The sequence below is a fragment of the Myroides odoratus genome (genome assembly GCF_001549985.1).
GTDB lineage: Bacteria > Bacteroidota > Bacteroidia > Flavobacteriales > Flavobacteriaceae > Flavobacterium > Flavobacterium odoratum_A.
On sequence record NZ_LROZ01000004.1, the window covers coordinates 90,897 to 108,985 of the forward strand.

Sequence of the window (18,089 nt, forward strand, 5' to 3'; positions counted from 1 at the left end):
TAGACCAATGAAAAATATTAGTATCGAAGTAAAATGGGGCGTTATTTTTTCTGTTGTAGGATTGCTGTGGATGGTGCTCGAAAAAGTAACGGGACTACATGATCAATATATTGATTATCATTTATACTTAACAAATTTATTCGCTATTCCTGCTATCGTAATTATGGTCCTTGCTTTAAAGGATAAGAAAAAGAACTTCTATGACGGAGATATGAATTATGGAGAAGGAATGTTATCCGGTATAGTACTTTCTTTGATTATTGCGATACTAAGTCCTTTAACACAGTGGATTACGAGCTATGTAATTACACCTGAATTCTTTCCTGTCGTAATTAAGCGATCAGTTGAATTAGGATATTACGCCAATGAAGCTGATGCAGCTAGTTATTTTAATTATGGAAATTACGCCAGACAAGGGTTCCTGATGGCTTTGATGATGGGCGTGGTTACCACTGCTATTGTTATGATCTTTATTAAATCAAAAAACACTAAAAGCGAATAGAAAGTGGAAACGAACTAAAAATTAAACTTTAGTTTTTTTAAGAAAAAGAGCGTTCTAGTTTTAAATAATTGTTAAATTTATTTTTTTCTAATAAGTTTGCAGCCGATTTCCTGAAACCAGGAAGAAAAGGGATTTACTGTTTTGAATTGAGAAAGTAAAGGTCCAATACTTGATTATCGATTTGCATTACTTTATGATTTTAACGAAAAAAAGAAAAGAACAGTATCTTTTCATCGGTTTGTTTTTATTGGTTTTCTTACCTAATATTCTGTACTTTATACGGTATACTATGTTGGAGTTTCGACTCTTTTTAAACAATGTAGTACTTTTAGGTATCATTCTTGCTTGTTGGAAGATCGCACATATAGGAAAGTATTTGGGAGCCTTGTTGTTGATGGTATTTGTTGCAAATAACGGTTTGACAATTATGAGCTTTCTACTGTACAAAGAATCCTTTAATGTAGCGTTGGCCTATAATTTTTTAACAACGAATAAGTCAGAGGCATTAGAAGCATTATTGACATTTAAAGTAACAATTGTATTGCTATTCTTGTATTATGCTGCTTTGTTGTTCGGAATGTATCGATTGGTTCAGCATAAACTGAAAGCGAGATATGTACTTCTTCTAACTGTGGTTTTGTTGATATACCCTATCGGATTTAAATCGTATAGTTTTTATCAAAAAGATAAAATTTTGACTGGTGAATCGATGGGATGGATGGCGAAATACAATATGTTGACCAATACTCCCCTATATAATATGGCTTCTTTTTATGAAGCCAATCGTTTTATTAAAGAGTTGGCAGAGATCAAAAAACAGCACATGGTGTATCCGGATTTTTCAGTTGAAGATACAGATTTGGAAACCATTGTCGTCGTGCTAGGAGAGTCAGCGCGTAAAGACGCATTGCAGATTTATGGTTCCTCCCTTGAAACAACACCTTTACTGAACAAGCGATTGTCTAATATATTGATTTACGATTACGCCGTTGCTCCAAGTTCATTTACAAATACAGCCTTAACCTTCATGTTGTCCAAAGGAGTGCCAGTGGACAAGAAAGATTTTAAATTGGAGGCGTTGAATGACAATATTATCGGACTAGCAAATAGTACGCAACAATGGGAAACCTATTGGTTGTCAAATCAAGATGAAATAGGAATCTATGAAAATCTGTACAGTATTATAACGAAAGATGCAAAGCATAAGCAACATATAAAAGAGAAATCGCATGATGAGGTTGTACTTCCAATGTTAGAGCAAGCACTACAGGATTCGAGTAAGAAGCGTTTGGTGTTTATTCATCTAAAAGGAAGTCATATGAAAGTAAGCGAACGTTACCCTGAAGCCTTTAAGCGTTTTCATAGCGATGATCGTCCACTCATTAATGCCTATTACAATAGTATACTTTATACCGACTATGTGTTAGATGAAATCATTAAAAAGGTGGATCACCAAAAAAGCATCGTATTATATGTTTCAGATCACGGACAAACCCAACGCAAGGATAAGTTTGTTCACGGTTTTACACAAAAGGGGTTAGAGGTGCCTTTTGTTATTTGGCATAGCGATTCAGTGGCGGAAGGCTATAAAATAGTAGGCAGGAATCAGACTCCAATCTCAACGACCAATATCTATTCGATTGTCAGTGATTTAATGGGAGTGAAAGGATTGGAATGCAAAGACCCTAATACAGCCTTAAAAGTTCTTTCCCCTAGTTTTAATGTCGTTCGTTATGAAGACGTAGAAAGTGATTAATAATCTATTTAATTAAGGAAATTTAATATGAATACTAATTGTGTTTTTATTTTAAAGGCTATTTTTTGATTTTTTTTTCACAAAAGCTAATAAAGTTGTATCTTTAAAAGAAAAGATAAACATATGAGTAGTATTATTTTAAATCGCATTAAGCAAAATGTAAAGCATTGGTATCTTCCTGTAATTTTAGGAGTAGTATTCATTATTGCTGGAATCTTCATCATGATGACGCCTGTTGCATCTTATTTATCACTAGCCCTATTGTTTAGTTGGCTGTTTTTCTTTTCAGGAATTGCAGAAATAGTGTTTGCACTGAGCAATAGAAAACAATTGGATGGCTGGGGATGGATTCTATTCTCCGGAATTGTAGATGTCGTATTAGGTTTGATTTTATTGAGCCAACCTGCAATTACATTACAAGTATTGCCAATTTACGTTGGATGTGTTTTATTATTCCGTTCGGTGCGTAGTTTGAGTATGGCTGTAGAACTAAATGGCTATGGAGTAAAGGGGATTTCCTCTATGGTACTCTTTGGAATTTTAGGTCTGCTATTTGCAATTTTCATGATGACAAATTTGGAAGCAGGTGCTTTTACCATTGTATATTGGACCGCTTTTTCTATTATGACGCTAGGTTTATTTAGTATCCTGTATGGAATGAAGTTGAAAAAACTTAAGAATAGAGGAGGTAAAATTAGTGAGGAATTAAAGAAGAAATGGGAAGCTGTTCAAGAAGAAATTCGAAAAGAAATAGACAAAGAATAACAGGTTAGAAAATAACAAAAGAGGATCTACTATCAATAGATCCTCTTTTTATTTTACTTTGTCGTAAGCATCAAAAATTAATTCTTGAATAATGTCTGAGATACGTTGCTTGCCTTCATCGGTATTGATATCAATTCCACAGAATTTACTTCCGTTATTTTTTGCGTGTAAAGTCAAATAGTAAATACCACTGATAACTATAGCAAAACGCGCGCGAACATCTACATCAGAATGCTCAAAATAGGGGATTGTTTTTGAAAATAATTCCTCGCCAATCTCTTCTCTTTTGTCTGCAATTTTGCGTAAAATTTCGTTGCTTTCTCCTACTTCCCAATGAATAATACGCTGAAGCGCTCGGTTAGTCAATAAGGTTTCAAATTGATTTTGAAGAAGCTGATTGATATGATCTTGCGTCAATTTCTCTGGATCTTGCAAGAGGTCATCAATACCAGATTTCGCCGTACTTTTAAAGAAGTCTTTTTGATTGATGTATTCTTCTACTAAATTATCAATCCCTCCAAAATAGGTCCATACTAATTTTTTATCCACACCAGCAGCTTTAGCAATATTGGGTGCCGTAAGTCCTGTGTAACCCTTTTTTTGTAATACTTTACCTACTGCCGCAATCATTTTGTTCATGGTGCGCGCTTTATCGCGTATAGGCCCAGAAGACACTTTTCTGACTTTAACTTGCTCAGCGGCTTGATCAGTGTCTTGTATTGTTGTTGTTTTGTTCTTCTTCATGTCCAATAAATTAAGGGGAGAATCAACAGCGGTTAATTCTTGAATGCTATAATCGTTTTTGAAGTTTATTTATGGTTTTGTTTGTCAAATGTAAAAAAAATAATTCAAATGCATTTTTACGTTCTTTTTTGTAGTAAAATTTACGATACAGTAAAAATAGTTGTTCATATGGTCGATGCTTTTGTTTTTTTTCATTCAAAAATTCACTCCCTTTACTACTTTCATAGGCCTTACGATTAAAATGTTAAATTACAGATAAAAAATGAATTTTAGTATACTATTTGATTCTAAATAAAAGAATCAAATAAAAATAAAATGAAAGTTAGAATAGGTCGCGCAGTACTAGGACTAAGTATCGTATTGCTGGTTATATTGGCGACAAAATCCATGAAAAGAGAGGTGACTAAAGCAGATTTTTTTATCGGTAAGTATTGTGGAGTTGTTCTGTTTGAACAGGTTGATACCTTAATTCAGTGCCCTGAAGGTTGGGTGAAAGTGGTCAAGATTGGAAACAAAGCAAGTTTTTTCTTTAGCCATGATATTCCAACATTAGCTGAAATAACGATGAAGCAAATAGACGGAACAGCAATGATTACGATCGATGCAGAAGAAACAAACTACATCCGATTGGATCGCCATAAGTTGGAGATATTGTTTGTTAGTGAGGGGAAAAACTATACAGTATATGCGATGCGAGAGTAAAAGAGTGGGGACTAGCTCTTTTCTTCATTCAATTGCTTAGGCAATAAAAGTCTGATTGTTAATGGAAATGGCCTTTACTTTTGGGGTCAAGTCTAATACGTTGCGCTGTCTAATTTTAGGTACAGGCGTAATGAGCTGTTGGTGGCGACCTTCAATGAGTTGCTTATGTGTTATTTTTTTGAGCATTTGTACCTCTTGATTCTCCTTTTTTAATTCAATCAATAAGTATTTCACCGTAGGTAGATCACTATTGTTTAATGTTTTGTTTCCCTTTAAAAAGCCTTGACCTTGAAAAAAGATATCAGATATAGAGCCATCAGAGGCATCTAAGTGATGTTCATTTTTCTTGAGTAATTTAGAAAGTTGATTGCTGTACAAGGAGCTTAAATGGGTAGCCTCATCTCGGGTAAGAAATAAAGGAATTAGTTCTAAATTGTCGCCAATAATCGCGTACACTTGTAGCACAATTGGCTCATTGTAATCCAGAAATAGTTGGATTTGGGTGGTTAATTCAGTTGTTTTCATTGCAGATTTTTTTTGGTTTTGTACTTAAATATACGCTTTTTTTTAATGCTTTCCTGAGAATTTGAAACGGAAGCTTGGGGTGAATAAGAGTGCATAGGAGGCGAAAAACACGGGAATGCCTTGTTTTGTCTTTGTTTGTTATATAATATAAATAGGAAGAGAGACTCTTATTTTTTTACTCCTTCTCATTAAAATATCTATTTTTTTAAATAAAAAACACTGATTTTTAGTTTAGTGATGCTAATTTTTTTTGAATTGAATGCTGGTGTAACTTGTTGTTTTATATTGTTTTAAGTTTGTTGCTATTTGTTGTTTTACGCAATTCGTAAATTGCTTTTCTTTAATTTGTTGAATGTTAGTTAAATATTTGTAAAAGAAATGTAAAAGAGTATTTTATTTATATAAAATACGTGACATAATACTGAATTGAAAAACACTAAATTTAGATAGGCAATAAATCTGCATTGAAATAAATTCAGGTCCCCATTTTGATTGTTGTATTATTATATTTGTGTTTGATAGTAAGCCTATGTTTATTACATAGGCTTTTTTTGAGTTGCTTCAATTTAACCCGTCCCTTAAGGAAAGTTAAATCTACCTGATTGCCAATAGAAATAACCCCTAACATCAACTAATATTTATAATATATAAGCAATACCCTCTGTTGGGTATGCTTGAAAATAGCAATTTTAATGAACTTTAGAATAATATTTTGTATTCTGATTACTACAACGGTTAGCCAAGCTCAAAATAACACCTTCGATAGCCTGTATCAGCAGATGTCGAAGGTGTCTTCCACATCGACTCCACAAATTGCGTTATCGCATTTAATGAAGCTTGAAAAAGCCTCTACGACTAGCGAAGAACAAATCGAAATTTATCTGGTACGTGCTTCGTTGTTAAGGCAATACGGCAATAGAGATCGCGCCATAGTCGCACTAAAACAAGCCGATAGTTTAGCCATAAAATATAATCATCCGAATTTACAAGCGAGAATACAAGGAGCTTTATCTACGTTATATCGGGAAAATGGCATTGAAACTCTAGGCAAGTTGTCGTTAATCAAAGCGAAGTATTGGAGTAAAACCATTAGCAATCCAATAGAACTGAGTATCTTAAAAGGTAATTTGATGCAAGAGCAAGCCTATTATCTCATGAATGCAGCGTTGTATACCGATGCAATTAACAGCTTATTGGAAGGAAGAAAGGAATTTGAAAAAATAGAAGATGCTAAATTGCGTTTTTTCCATTTAGCAAGTACTGATCAGTTGATAGGAGAGAACTATATTCGCTTAAAAGAGATTCCAAAAGCAATTGATGTATTGAGCAATGCGTTAGAGGAACTGAAAGGCTCTGCCTATCCTGAGAGCGCGCTAAGAGGTTTTATTTACAATAGTTTAGGTATGGCTCATTTAATTGGCCAAGATTATGAAACATCGTTTTTACTCTTAATGAAAGCACAACAAGTAGGAGAACAATCCGATTTTTTAGAGTTGAAGAAGCAAGTACTTGCTTCTTTGAAAGAACATGCCAAACAGATTGGAGATAATCAACAGTATGTCTTCTATAATGAGAAATACTTGAAGTTAATTGAACAACAATTGGACGTACAAATGAAAATTGCAGACTTTCTGGTGGGTTCATATTATGAAAAAGAAGGAGAGACAAAAGATGCATATAAAAAGTATGTACTCTATAGCTTGGCTATAGGCAGTGGTATCCTTGTTTTTATTTCTTTGTTTTATTATCGCAGAAGAAAGTACAGCAATGAAAATAAAAGGGATTATCGTACTCCAACACCCGTTATTGTACCTGTTGTTGCACCAAATGAAGTAGCGTCCAAAACAACAGATATTACCCCCGTAGATCACGGTTATATTGCAAAGGAAACGGAAGAACTAATCTTACAGGGCATTCAACTATTTGAGGAAAAGAAAGAGTTTTTAAAGCATGAAATTTCTCTGAGTAAACTTGCCAGTCAGATAGGAGTCAATCACCGGTATTTATCTTATATCATTAAACATCATAAACAACAAGATTTTTCTAGCTATATCAATACCTTGCGCATTGACTATATTGTCATGCTGTTACAAGAGAATCCAGAAACCCTTAAATACAAAATTAGTTATCTAGCTGATTTGTGTGGATTCGCTTCTCATAGCCGTTTTACGATTACCTTCAAACGTATTAAAGGTATTTCCCCTTCTTCTTTTATTGAGCAAATCAAAGCGAGAACCTAAGGTAGTTCAGCTTTGTTTTCATGTGTTGTTCAGGTTATCAAAAGGTTATCTTATTGATCAGGGTAGTCTTGTGTCAATTTTTTTGATGAAATTTAAGTAGTCAAAAAAAAAACAATGGAACACTACCAAAAACATTTATTTTTCGTTGATTCCGGTGTAACTATTACAGTTGACAAAGAAATCAATGCGCTACAGCGTCGATTTGGCTTTTCAGAAGAAATGCGCAAATTAATTTTGATCCAAACGCAAAGTGGAAGCGAAAATGCTAACTATTTCGGTAAAGGTGAATCTAAAACTGAATTGACTGTTGTTCAGTGGTACACTTTTGATGGGGTAGATGAGGTATGGGATATTATGGAGCGCAATGAAGATTGCATTCTATCAGATTACTTGTTTGTTTTTGCACAAGATCAGGAGGGAAATCAATATGCAGAAATTACTAAAGGAAAGCGCAAGGGACATATCGTTTGGCTGAATGCTTTATGTTATGCAGATGTAGATAGCTTAGAGGAGCTGATCGAAGAACGTCTGGAACAATTAGGTGCATCTCCCTTGTGGATGGATGAAGAATTGATCTTTAATTTGTTGTATACCGATCATCAAATGGTAGAAATAAGGGCTAATTCCTTGGACTTATTTCTGTCTTAAAAGATAAAAAAGAAAATTACTTATTCACTGGAGTAAGAATTGATGCGTTTTTTTAGTTTGTCAGGCCTGTATATTCGTATGCAGGCTTTTTTTAAACAAACAAGCGGGTAATCTGGTTCGATTACCCGCTTGTTGTATTGGATTGTTTGAATCAACGTGGCTTTTTAGTTTCTAGGTTTAGCCAAGTGATCAAAGAAGTATTGTGCAATTTTTGTATTCAAGTGAACGCGATCAAGTCCACGGACATTGTGTTCGTGTGTTGGGTATAAGAAGTAGTCCACTTGTTTATTTGCTTTGATACAAGCTTCGATGAATAACATAGAGTGCTGTTGTACAACAACAGGATCTTGCGCACCGTGAATAATCAATAATTTATTATCTAATTGAGGCGCTTTGTTTAATAAACTTGTACGCTCATAACCTTCTGGGTTTTCTTGAGGCGTATCCATGTAGCGTTCGCCATACATGATTTCGTACATCTTCCAATCCATTACTGGACCACCAGCAACGCCAACTTTAAAAATAGAAGGATGTGTAACAGATAATGTTGTGGTCATAAACCCACCAAAGCTCCAACCGTAAACGCCAATTTTTTCTTGGTCAACATAAGGAAGGGACTTTAGATAGTTCACTCCTTGCATTTGATCGGCCATTTCATTTTGTCCCAATTGACGGTGAATCACATGTTCGAAATCTCTTCCTCTGTTGAAACTTCCACGGTTATCAACCGTAAAAACAAGATACCCTTGTTGTGCCATGTATTGGAAGAATAAGGATGAACCTCCTAACCATGTGTTGGTAATTAACTGAGCGTGCGGTCCTCCATATACATACACCATAACAGGGTACGTTTTCGCAGCATCAAAATTAGTTGGATAGATAACTCGTGCATTTAATGGTGTTTTTCCATCAGCTGCTGTAAGGGTAACCAATTCCATCTTAGGCATATCAATCACTCCTTGGTAAGGATCTTTAGCTCTTAATAGCTCAACTTCTTTTTGATTGGATGCCTGTACAATAGAAACGGTAGTAGGTACTTCAATACTATTAAAAGAATCTAAGAATAAGGTTTTATCTTCGTTGAATATAATTTCATGTGTTCCTGTACGAGTGGTTAACTGCTCTGTTTTTGCTTTCTTGATATTGACCTTAAATAATTGTCGATCTAACCCTTGATTGGTAATTCCAATATAGTATACGTTTTTTCCTTCTTTATCAAAGCCTAATACTTCTTCTACAATGACAGAAGCATGACCTAAAGCTTGAACGAGCTTTCCATCCGTTGAATACAAATACATTTGACGATATCCTCCTTTTTCAGATAAGTAAAGGAACGATTTGCTGTCTGCAGGATTGAATATTAAACCTTGTGAAGGTTCAGTGTACGTAGTTGATTTTTCTTCAAACAACGTTCCTTCAAATGCACCTGTTGCTGCATTGTACTTATTTAATTTCAAGTGATTTTGCTCGCGGTTTAATACCCCAACATACACATAATTGCCAGACGGATCCCAAGTAACCATGGTTAAAAATTGATCAGCCTCTCCCGTTTGTAACGTAACTTTAGCATGTGTGTATACATCGAAAATAACCAAGGAAACACGTTCATTCGCCATGCCTGCCATAGGATATTTGATGTTTTTATTTTCAGCTACTCTAGAATTCCATTGTACCAGGGGGTAATCGGTTACCTGAGATTGGTCGTTTCTATAGTATAATAATTGCTCTTGTTTTGGACTCCACCACATCCCCTGGTTAATACCAAACTCATTGCGGTGTGTATTAGAACTACCATTAACAATCGCTGCATCCGTATCTTGAGTAACTGCTATTTGTTGTCCTTTTTTATCGCCAATAACAATATTATTGTCTTGTAACCAAGCAACGTAATCGCTGTTTCTAGATGTAATATACTCCTGACCTTTTGCTGGTACTTTTTGAAGTACGTCTACTTTTTTATCTTGTATATGGTATTGCAAGAACCATCTGAATTTATTCTCTGTATCAAGAATAGAAAATGTTAAGGTTCCTTCGTTTTTCCAACGCATATCAGAAGGAAAAGTAGCTACTTTGAATTTAGTGTCTAGGATCGATTGACCAATCGCCTGATTAAGGTCTGCCGCCGTAAATAAAAAAGAAGACCCCCATTGTACAGCCGAAGTACGAATAAACATACTATCTCGTTTGGTATTCAAATGCGTCAAAGCATTTGATGATTTCCAACTCGGTTGTGTAAGTTTTTGAGGAGCAAAAGAAGTATACTGCCCTAAAGTTGCCTCTTGCATCGTCAAATTGCGCTGAGCAAAGAGAAAATGGCTTGAAAGTATAGCTAGAGCGAGTAATTGTATTTTTTTCATTCTATATGTGTGATTAGTTTTATCGCGCACTAAGGTAGGGTTTTTCTCTAATATGATGGTTCACTTGACTGCTGTATCTTTTACATAAAAGATAAAACAAGAGCAAAAAAGGGGAGGATAGAGACAGAAAAAAGCTATTTTTCAGAAGGAATACTTCTAAATGAGGGTAAACCTACTTTTTTTGTAAAAACAAAACATTCTCAAATTGCGAATTTATAACTAACAATGCTATATATTTCACTAGAGAATGAAAAAACTCTTACTAATAAGAAGTATACTGTGTTTTATTTAGTAAAGATATAATAAAATAAGCGATGTTTTTAAATAGATATATTTGATTGAGCAAATGGGAAGGTTGCTTTGTACTATTTAAATGTTTTAGGAAAACATGAACCACAAATTATTATTGGAATTTATGCATCTGCTTTTCGAATTTGAAAAGGAAACAGCGGGAGGGTTATTGCCGACCTATACTCAAACTATTGATGGATTTAAGAAGTGGATTCGCGAAACAAAAGAAGAAGAAGAAATACCAAATGATGTTTTAGCACCTACAGCTACAAAGCTAACACCAGAACAAGAGATTGCATTAACGCTATTCAAAATGGCCAATTACAGTAAAATGTATTGGCGTACGTTATTGGCAGATGGATCCATAGCCAATCAAGATAATTGGATTGTTTTATTGAATTTGTGGCTCTATGGGGAAATGACTAAAATGGAGTTAATTCGCAGGAGTACCCATGAAAAACCTACGGGAATGCAAATCATCAATCGTTTGATACAATTAGAATTTGTCCTTCAAAAGGATTCGGAAGTAGACAAAAGAAGTAAAATTATAGCAATTACTCCAGTAGGGCAACGAGAGTTACTCAGTCAAATGAATGAAATTCAGCGTGTTTCTTCACTTGTTGCGGGAGATTTATGCCCGAGTGAAAAACAACAGTCGCTGTATCTTCTAAACAAGTTGATGGAGTTTCACGAAGATGTATTTAAGGAAAACAAAACAAAAGCGGAGCTGCTTGCTCTTGCATCTAAGAATAATAGTTAACGGTTTACAGTTTACAGTTCACAGTAAACCGTTTGCCGTCCACAGTAAACCGTTTGCCGTCCACTGTAAACTAAAAAACTATCTTTTCAAATCCACTTCTTTTAAAGGAATGAGTTTTGTTTTGTATTTCAACTTATGATAAAAATAGAAGAATAAGAAAAAGGGAATTCCCATATAGGTAATAAAGATACCATGCCAATCGACAATTCCTTCAAAAATCATCTTACTATCCTGGCCAATAATGACACATAAACAAAGGATAAAGGCAAAGATGGGACCAAATGGAAAAAGTTTTGCGCGATACACCAATTGTTTTGGGTTGTGGCCTTGTGCAACATAGGCCCGTCTAAAGCGGTAATGACTAATGGCAATACCCAACCAGGCAATAAAACCAGTTAAACCAGAAGCTGCTAGAATAAAATCAACTGCTTTTGGCGTGATGGATTGAACGATAAAAATAAGCAATACCACCAAAGCTGTGGCTAGTAAGGAGAGGATAGGAACGCCGTTTTTATTGGTTCTACCAAATGAACGATGAGCCATACCATCTTTTCCCATGGCATATAACATACGTGTCGAAGCATACATGCCAGAATTACCTGCAGAGAGAATTGAAGTTAAGATTACTGCATTCATCAGAGCTGCAGCAAATGCCCAATGTGCCTTTTCAAAAACTAAAGTGAAAGGAGATTTGGCAATTTCAGTTATATCAGCACCAAGAAGCTCCGGACTAGTATAAGGAATAATCAATCCAATCACGAAAATAGAAAGGATATAAAAGATAAGAATACGCCAAAAGACCTGTTTAATGGCTTTGGGAATGTTTTTTTCAGGATTCTCAGATTCTCCTGCTGTGATCCCGATAAGTTCTGTTCCTTGAAACGAGAATCCCGCAATGAGGAATACCCCTAAAACGGTAAGAAATTTACCTGAAAATCCATCTCCTATAAAAGGGGCATCTCCAAGGGTAAAATTCTTAAACCCAATGTATTCACCTCCTAAAATACCGAAGATAGTCAATAGACCAACACCTAAAAAGACAATAACCGTAATCACTTTAATAAAGGCAAACCAATATTCAGATTCTCCATATGCCTTGACAGATAAGGTATTTAACCCTAATATAATACCAAAGAAAAGTAAACTCCAAGCCCAAGGAGGAAGAAAACTCAAGGGTTCCCAATAGGAAATAACTAAGGCGGCAATTGAGACATCTACCGCTACAGTAATGACCCAATTAAACCAATAATTCCAGCCCAAAGCATATCCAAGCGAAGGATCTACAAATCGGGAAGCATAGGTGCTGAATGATCCTGATACAGGTAAATAGGTGGCCATCTCACCCAAGGAAGTCATCAAGAAATAAACCATTACACCAATGGCAAGATAAGCGAGTACCGCTCCTCCAGGCCCTGCTTGATGAATTGCTTCACCACTGGCCATAAATAAACCAGTTCCAATACAACCCCCTATGGCAATCATCGTTAAGTGTCGAGCTTTGAGTTTGCGCTGTACGCCAGAATTATCGTTGTGTTCTTCCGTCATGTTTCGTTCATTTCTAACAAATGTAATTATTAATCGTTGGGAACGATGCTTTTTCCTCTAGAATATGCGAAAAAGATATACAATTGTAGTGTTCTCTTTCTTTTTTATAACTGTTTTCCTTGCTGTTTTACAACCTTAAAAAGGTGAATAAATCAAATGGAAATGTTAAAAAATCAAAATAAGACATGGACTTTAAGCGACTATAAATTATTATATTCTCTTATATTTTGCGATATTTTGTTTGTTTTCATTTTTAAAGTCAAATATTTTTTTGATTACTTAATTGCAAGAATGTTTTTTTAACTAAAATTTTATTTAATTTAGTTCGCGCATAGTAGTAATAGTAAATATGTTTTTATGACAAAGAAAAAAAGAGGGTTTAGAAGTGTTGTACTAATGCTTTTGATAATTCCTGCATTTGTTTGGGCTTCCCCCACATTGAAAAATTGGATGGAGGACTTAAGAATGCATTGGTTTGAACTTCGTGTTATTTCGGATGAAAATAGCGCAAATCGCGACTCAGTCGTACTTTTTGATGATCCCGAATGTGAGGTAATTACCACTTTTCCATTTGTGGAAACATTCGATTCCGCAAGCCCTACTAAAGCTTGTTGGACTGTTGTGAATCATAATGAAGATTTTAGTACTTGGGATCTCAATGATGGTAATGGTCCCTATATTGGAGATGCCAATCCCGTGATGACAACAGATGGGTTAGGTGGAGATAATGACGATTGGCTTATTTCACCAACGATTCAGTTGAATGGAAATCAACGATTGAGATACTATTATAAGGTAGAATCGAGATTTGAACCCAATGATTTTAGAGTCATGTTGTCAACCTCAGGGACTGAGGTTGCTAATTTTACGCATGAATTACTACCCTTAAGAGAGTATGATAATACCACATACCAAGAGGAAATGATCTATTTAGTGGATGAAAATGGCGTTCCATTTACGGGTGAGGTAAACCTAGCTTGGCATGTTCCACCTGATGGATTAGATGGATGGCGCTTATATATTGACAATGTCATTGTTGAAGATATTCCTCCATGTCCAGCACCTAGAAATATAACCCTATCTAATCGCACTACAACGGGTGTTCAGGTAGATTGGGAACAAGGTTATCAAGAAGAGGAATGGGAAGTAGCGATTCCAGTGGCAGGAACTCTTCCAACTACTGGAACTACCGTACAAGAAACAACGTTTACAGCGACTCAATTAACTCCTAATACGGTATATGACGTTTATGTACGCGCTAAATGTGATGCAGCAGATGGAGATTCGGAATGGGTTGGGCCTATTGCCTTTAGAACGAATATGATTCCAGTGGCATTGCCATTTGAAGATGATTTTGAAACAGGAAACAATTTTGTATTTATAAGTGAAAAAGAAAACAAATGGAATCGCGGAACTGCAGTAAATAACGGCGGAACACAGGCCATGTATATTAGCAATGATGAAGGAGTGAATTATCGCTATACAACCGATGATGAAAACTGGGATTCTACTAGATCTCATGCTTATAAAGACTTCACTATTGGAGCGGATACGAATGAATTGCAATTGTCGTTCGATTGGAGATGTATGGGAGAAGGCGATTTTTGGAATAGTGATTATTTTAAGGTGTGGATTGTCCCAACGGATTATGTGATTATACCTAACGAAGAAATTGATGAAGATGTTGAAGGAGTAATGCAAATTGGAGAATCAGGCTATAAAATGAATAATACGTTCGTCAATGAATTGATCTTTTTTGATGGAACGCCTTATGCAGGAGAAACACTGCGTTTGGTTTTTGAATGGATTAATGATGGAAGTGGTGGTACACAACCCCCTGCAGCGATTGATAATGTAGATTTACGCAATGTATTGTGTAGTAGACCGCAGAATTTAAGTGTCAACGGAATTACAGCCACGGGCTTTACGGCGAATTGGACGGCTGTTACAGGGGTAAATAATTATGATCTACTATTGCGTACCAATCCATTGCAGCAACCAACAGATGCGGATGTAGCAACACATACCGCTACAGGATCAACGTATGCCTTTACCAATTTAACACAAGGCTCGTTTTACTATGTTTGGTTGAGAACGGCTTGCGATGCGACTACAAAGAGTAAATGGATTGGGCCAATAGCCGTTAATATTCCAAATAGTACTTCCGCAGCATTGCCTTATATTGAAGAATTTGAAGGAGATACCTTCTTCCGAACAACGCATACAGAAAATAATAAATGGGTGGTAGGAAATGCTGTGAGTTCGCATGGTTCAAGATCGCTCTATGTAACGCGTACAGAAGGAATAAGTAATACGTATAATGGGGAAGAAGAGACGGCTATTCACGCCTTTAAAGATTTTGTTATCCCAGCTACGAGTACACAGTTGGATATTTCATTTACTTGGAGGGCAGTAGGAGACGAAGGATTGGATTGGGATACATGGGAAGATATTCCAGCTGATTTTATGAAGGTTTGGATTGTGCCTACTTCGTATACACCGACAGCGGGAACTTTAATCACCGCTTCGGCCGATCGTTTTGAAATAGAACCGAATAGAGCGTTTTTCTTAGAAAGAAACTTTGTGATCCAACGCAATATAATCCCTTCTACGGCAATAGCGGGTCAAACGAAGCGAATTGTATTTGAATGGATTCAAGATTTTTCCAATGAAGAACAACCTCCTGCCGCTATAGATAACCTCGTGATTAAAAATTACAACTGTGCAGATGTTACCAATTTGGATGCGTTGTTAATAGAGAATACAAACGACTTCGAAATCACTTGGACACCGGGCCCTGGTCAAACGAAATGGGAAGTATTTATTATTGAAAGTGGAGACCCTTTTCCAACTGCAACAGATACGGGAATTATTGTAGAAGGTACTCCTTCTTATATCGTAGAAGACGTACCAGAAGAAACGTTCTATAAAGTGTTTGTTCGCCCAATTTGTTCGGATACTGATAAAGGGTGGTGGACAGGACCTAAGGATTTTTCAATCTTTCATCCTCCAGGATGTGCAGGGATTACCTTAGATGATATTGAACTGAATGTTTCTGTGGATGGGGAGTATATTATATGCTCAGATGACCCTTATACGTTGGAGTTAAAAGCAAACTATTACGATATCAAAGCAACGACAGATTATCTAGTTGAGCCGATTGAGTATGCGCCACCATTCCCATTCTTTGGAGGGGATGCAGTAGATTTAACGGAAGATGATTATTGGTCTGGAGTAATTGATTTAGGGTTTGATTTCTGCTTTTATGGTAAAAGTTATAATAAAGCAATTATTTGTACCAATGGGGCTATCTCATTTAGTATTGCAGGAGAGGTAGATGGAGGACGCTATACACCTAATGATAATAGTGAATGGGATTTTGAAGAACAAATACCTTTCAACCCAGCGGATGGATATCCACCTTTTGTTAATGCGATTTTTGGTGTTTTACAAGATTCAAATCCAAGGGAATCACCTGCTGATTATTCTGTAAATTATCAAATTATAGGTTCTTATCCATGTAGAGCTTTAGTTTTTAATATGTACCATATGGGTATGTTTGATTGTGGGTATGATGAAGAGGATATTGAAGGAACGACAACTACAACACAGATGGTGCTCTATGAAGGAACGAATATTGTAGAGGTGTATGTGAAAAATAGACTCCCTTGTATGGATTGGCTTGATGGGGCTGGTTTACTAGGAATGCAAAATGAAGATGGTACCTTGGCGCATTTTCCACCAAATCGAAATACTGGGGATTGGGAGACACAAAATGAAGCTTGGCGCTTTACGCCAAACGGAGAGTCCATTGCTAGTTTTGAGTGGTTGAGAAATGGAGAGGTGCTTACTACAGATACAGATATCACCGTAACCATTGAAGAGTCTACAACCTATACCGGTAGAATTACCTATGAACACTGTAATGGTGAAGAGATGGTCATCGAAAAAAGCTTTAAGTTTTTGAAAGAACCAATGATTCTAGGAACACCAAAAACGGTATTCGATTGTGCGAAGAAACCGGGTAGTACGTATACGTATAATTTAGATGAAAATATTCCAAATGTGTTACAGCAGTTAGATGTAGAGGATTTTACTATTGAATATTATGCCACTGAAGCAGATGCTGAAAATGGAGAAAATCAATTGGAAGCCATACATTCAACTTTGGATCCATTGGCAGAAACCATCTTTATGAAGGTCATCAACAACATTACGGAATGTTCCAAAACAGTAAACTTTAAATTGGGTATTAATAGACAGCTAGGAGCAACGAAAATAAAAGATATTTTCATTTGTAAAGAGACCATACTCCCAGCATTAGCAGAAGGAGAAGCGTATTATACAGCACCGTATGGAGCGGGTACGCGATACAATGCAGGCGATCGATACGATGTGGTAGGAATCAACACGCTTTATGTCTATCACGAAGATGAGAGGCAATGTTATGGAGAATCGAATTTTAAAATAGAGGTTTTACCTGAAGTATTTGCTCCTGTATTGGAAAGTAAGGTGCTTACTTGTGAGGTGTTTACCCTACCAGGACTTCCTGCGGATAGCAAATATTACACCGGAGAAGGAGAAACTGGAATAGAGCTGTTTGAAGGATATGAGGTTATTGTACCAATGACTATTTATATTGTAACAAGAAACGGAAATAAAACAGTGTACTGTTATGATGAAAGTAGCTTTACCATTGACTTTGAAGATTGTCCTTTACCTAAAGGATTCTCACCAAATGGCGATGGAATCAATGATTCTTTTGACTTAACAGAGTATGGAGTAGCCAAAATACAAGTGTTTAACCGAAATGGAGTAGAGGTATATAGCCATGGTTTAGGGTATAAAAATGAATGGATGGGACAGGATAAATCAGGCAATAAATTACCTACTGGTACCTACTACTATGTGATTGTATCCCACGGTAAATTAAAAACAGGCTGGGTACAGTTGAATTATTAAGGAGTTAACGGTTAACGGTTTGCAGTTAACGGTTGACAGAAGATAAGTTAAAATAAAAAGGGGGTGTTCCAACAGGTCACCCTCTTTTTTTGGTTTTACTGTCAACCAGCAAGGAGATTTATCAACTTTTTTGGAGGCTTTCTTTCTTGTAAGCTATAGATTATCTAATGTACAGATTAGAAAAGCATTAAAATGTAATTAAAAACAGATTAAAGCGAAATTAAATTTACTTAATCTGTTATTTTTATGTTAATAATAATAATTTGTTAGTATATATTTGGGAAATAACTAA

At 35.9% G+C, this 18,089-nt stretch carries 12 protein-coding genes; 8 read left to right on the top strand and 4 right to left on the bottom strand.

Going from position 1 to position 18,089, the window contains the following annotated elements:
* The first annotated feature begins 7 nt into the window (after positions 1 to 7).
* The 3 genes from AWV75_RS06200 (at position 8) to AWV75_RS06210 (ending at position 3,023) form a co-directional block, all read left to right on the top strand.
* Positions 8 to 502: a DUF4199 domain-containing protein gene (locus AWV75_RS06200; RefSeq protein WP_060873560.1), complete on the top strand. Its 495-nt coding sequence runs from the start codon at positions 8 to 10 to the stop codon at positions 500 to 502.
* Positions 503 to 791: 289 nt separating this feature from the next.
* A complete protein-coding gene (locus tag AWV75_RS06205; RefSeq protein WP_231738017.1) occupies positions 792 to 2,258 on the top strand; it encodes a phosphoethanolamine transferase in 1,467 nt (488 codons plus the stop codon).
* Positions 2,259 to 2,381: 123 nt separating this feature from the next.
* A complete protein-coding gene (locus AWV75_RS06210; RefSeq protein WP_060873562.1) occupies positions 2,382 to 3,023 on the top strand; it encodes an HdeD family acid-resistance protein in 642 nt (213 codons plus the stop codon).
* Positions 3,024 to 3,071: 48 nt separating this feature from the next.
* Here the strand turns inward: AWV75_RS06210 and AWV75_RS06215 are convergent, their stop codons facing one another.
* Positions 3,072 to 3,767 (bottom strand): TetR/AcrR family transcriptional regulator, encoded by a 696-nt coding sequence (locus AWV75_RS06215; RefSeq protein WP_060873563.1) that lies wholly within the window; start codon positions 3,765 to 3,767, stop codon positions 3,072 to 3,074.
* A gap of 315 nt (positions 3,768 to 4,082) precedes the next feature.
* Here AWV75_RS06215 and AWV75_RS06220 point away from each other — a divergent pair, with 315 nt between their 5' ends.
* Positions 4,083 to 4,469 (top strand): hypothetical protein, encoded by a 387-nt coding sequence (locus AWV75_RS06220; RefSeq protein ID WP_060873564.1) that lies wholly within the window; start codon positions 4,083 to 4,085, stop codon positions 4,467 to 4,469.
* 36 nt (positions 4,470 to 4,505) lie between these two features.
* Here the strand turns inward: AWV75_RS06220 and AWV75_RS06225 are convergent, their stop codons facing one another.
* Positions 4,506 to 4,994 carry a hypothetical protein gene (locus tag AWV75_RS06225; RefSeq protein ID WP_060873565.1) on the bottom strand — a complete coding sequence of 163 codons (489 nt, stop codon included), beginning with the start codon at positions 4,992 to 4,994 and terminating at the stop codon, positions 4,506 to 4,508.
* Between the two features lie 692 nt (positions 4,995 to 5,686).
* Here AWV75_RS06225 and AWV75_RS06230 point away from each other — a divergent pair.
* Entirely contained in the window at positions 5,687 to 7,234 is a 1,548-nt protein-coding gene (locus AWV75_RS06230; RefSeq protein WP_060873566.1) for a helix-turn-helix domain-containing protein, read from the top strand.
* A gap of 114 nt (positions 7,235 to 7,348) precedes the next feature.
* Complete coding sequence (locus tag AWV75_RS06235; protein WP_060873567.1) at positions 7,349 to 7,882, top strand: hypothetical protein; 534 nt, start codon at positions 7,349 to 7,351, stop codon at positions 7,880 to 7,882.
* Positions 7,883 to 8,046: 164 nt separating this feature from the next.
* Here AWV75_RS06235 and AWV75_RS06240 read toward each other — a convergent pair whose 3' ends face one another.
* Positions 8,047 to 10,239: a S9 family peptidase gene (locus AWV75_RS06240; protein ID WP_060873568.1), complete on the bottom strand. Its 2,193-nt coding sequence runs from the start codon at positions 10,237 to 10,239 to the stop codon at positions 8,047 to 8,049.
* A gap of 388 nt (positions 10,240 to 10,627) precedes the next feature.
* Here AWV75_RS06240 and AWV75_RS06245 point away from each other — a divergent pair, with 388 nt between their 5' ends.
* A complete protein-coding gene (locus AWV75_RS06245) occupies positions 10,628 to 11,290 on the top strand; it encodes a MarR family winged helix-turn-helix transcriptional regulator (protein ID WP_060873569.1) in 663 nt (220 codons plus the stop codon).
* A gap of 78 nt (positions 11,291 to 11,368) precedes the next feature.
* Here the strand turns inward: AWV75_RS06245 and AWV75_RS06250 are convergent, their stop codons facing one another.
* The gene (locus AWV75_RS06250) at positions 11,369 to 12,835 is read right to left on the bottom strand and encodes an amino acid permease (RefSeq protein ID WP_060873570.1); all 1,467 of its coding nucleotides are present in this window, start codon (positions 12,833 to 12,835) and stop codon (positions 11,369 to 11,371) included.
* A gap of 357 nt (positions 12,836 to 13,192) precedes the next feature.
* Between AWV75_RS06250 and AWV75_RS06255 the strand changes: the two genes are divergently transcribed.
* Positions 13,193 to 17,797: a choice-of-anchor J domain-containing protein gene (locus AWV75_RS06255; RefSeq protein ID WP_060873571.1), complete on the top strand. Its 4,605-nt coding sequence runs from the start codon at positions 13,193 to 13,195 to the stop codon at positions 17,795 to 17,797.
* Positions 17,798 to 18,089 lie beyond the last annotated feature (292 nt).

Bases quoted from the DNA above. Each gene is read 5' to 3' on its own strand.
- AWV75_RS06200 (WP_060873560.1), top strand. From the start codon at position 8: ATGAAAAATATTAGTATCGAAGTAAAATGGGGCGTTATTTTTTCTGTT.
- AWV75_RS06205 (WP_231738017.1), top strand. From the start codon at position 792: ATGTTGGAGTTTCGACTCTTTTTAAACAATGTAGTACTTTTAGGTATC.
- AWV75_RS06210 (WP_060873562.1), top strand. From the start codon at position 2,382: ATGAGTAGTATTATTTTAAATCGCATTAAGCAAAATGTAAAGCATTGG.
- AWV75_RS06215 (WP_060873563.1), bottom strand. From the start codon at position 3,767: ATGAAGAAGAACAAAACAACAACAATACAAGACACTGATCAAGCCGCT.
- AWV75_RS06220 (WP_060873564.1), top strand. From the start codon at position 4,083: ATGAAAGTTAGAATAGGTCGCGCAGTACTAGGACTAAGTATCGTATTG.
- AWV75_RS06225 (WP_060873565.1), bottom strand. From the start codon at position 4,994: ATGAAAACAACTGAATTAACCACCCAAATCCAACTATTTCTGGATTAC.
- AWV75_RS06230 (WP_060873566.1), top strand. From the start codon at position 5,687: ATGAACTTTAGAATAATATTTTGTATTCTGATTACTACAACGGTTAGC.
- AWV75_RS06235 (WP_060873567.1), top strand. From the start codon at position 7,349: ATGGAACACTACCAAAAACATTTATTTTTCGTTGATTCCGGTGTAACT.
- AWV75_RS06240 (WP_060873568.1), bottom strand. From the start codon at position 10,239: ATGAAAAAAATACAATTACTCGCTCTAGCTATACTTTCAAGCCATTTT.
- AWV75_RS06245 (WP_060873569.1), top strand. From the start codon at position 10,628: ATGAACCACAAATTATTATTGGAATTTATGCATCTGCTTTTCGAATTT.
- AWV75_RS06250 (WP_060873570.1), bottom strand. From the start codon at position 12,835: ATGACGGAAGAACACAACGATAATTCTGGCGTACAGCGCAAACTCAAA.
- AWV75_RS06255 (WP_060873571.1), top strand. From the start codon at position 13,193: ATGACAAAGAAAAAAAGAGGGTTTAGAAGTGTTGTACTAATGCTTTTG.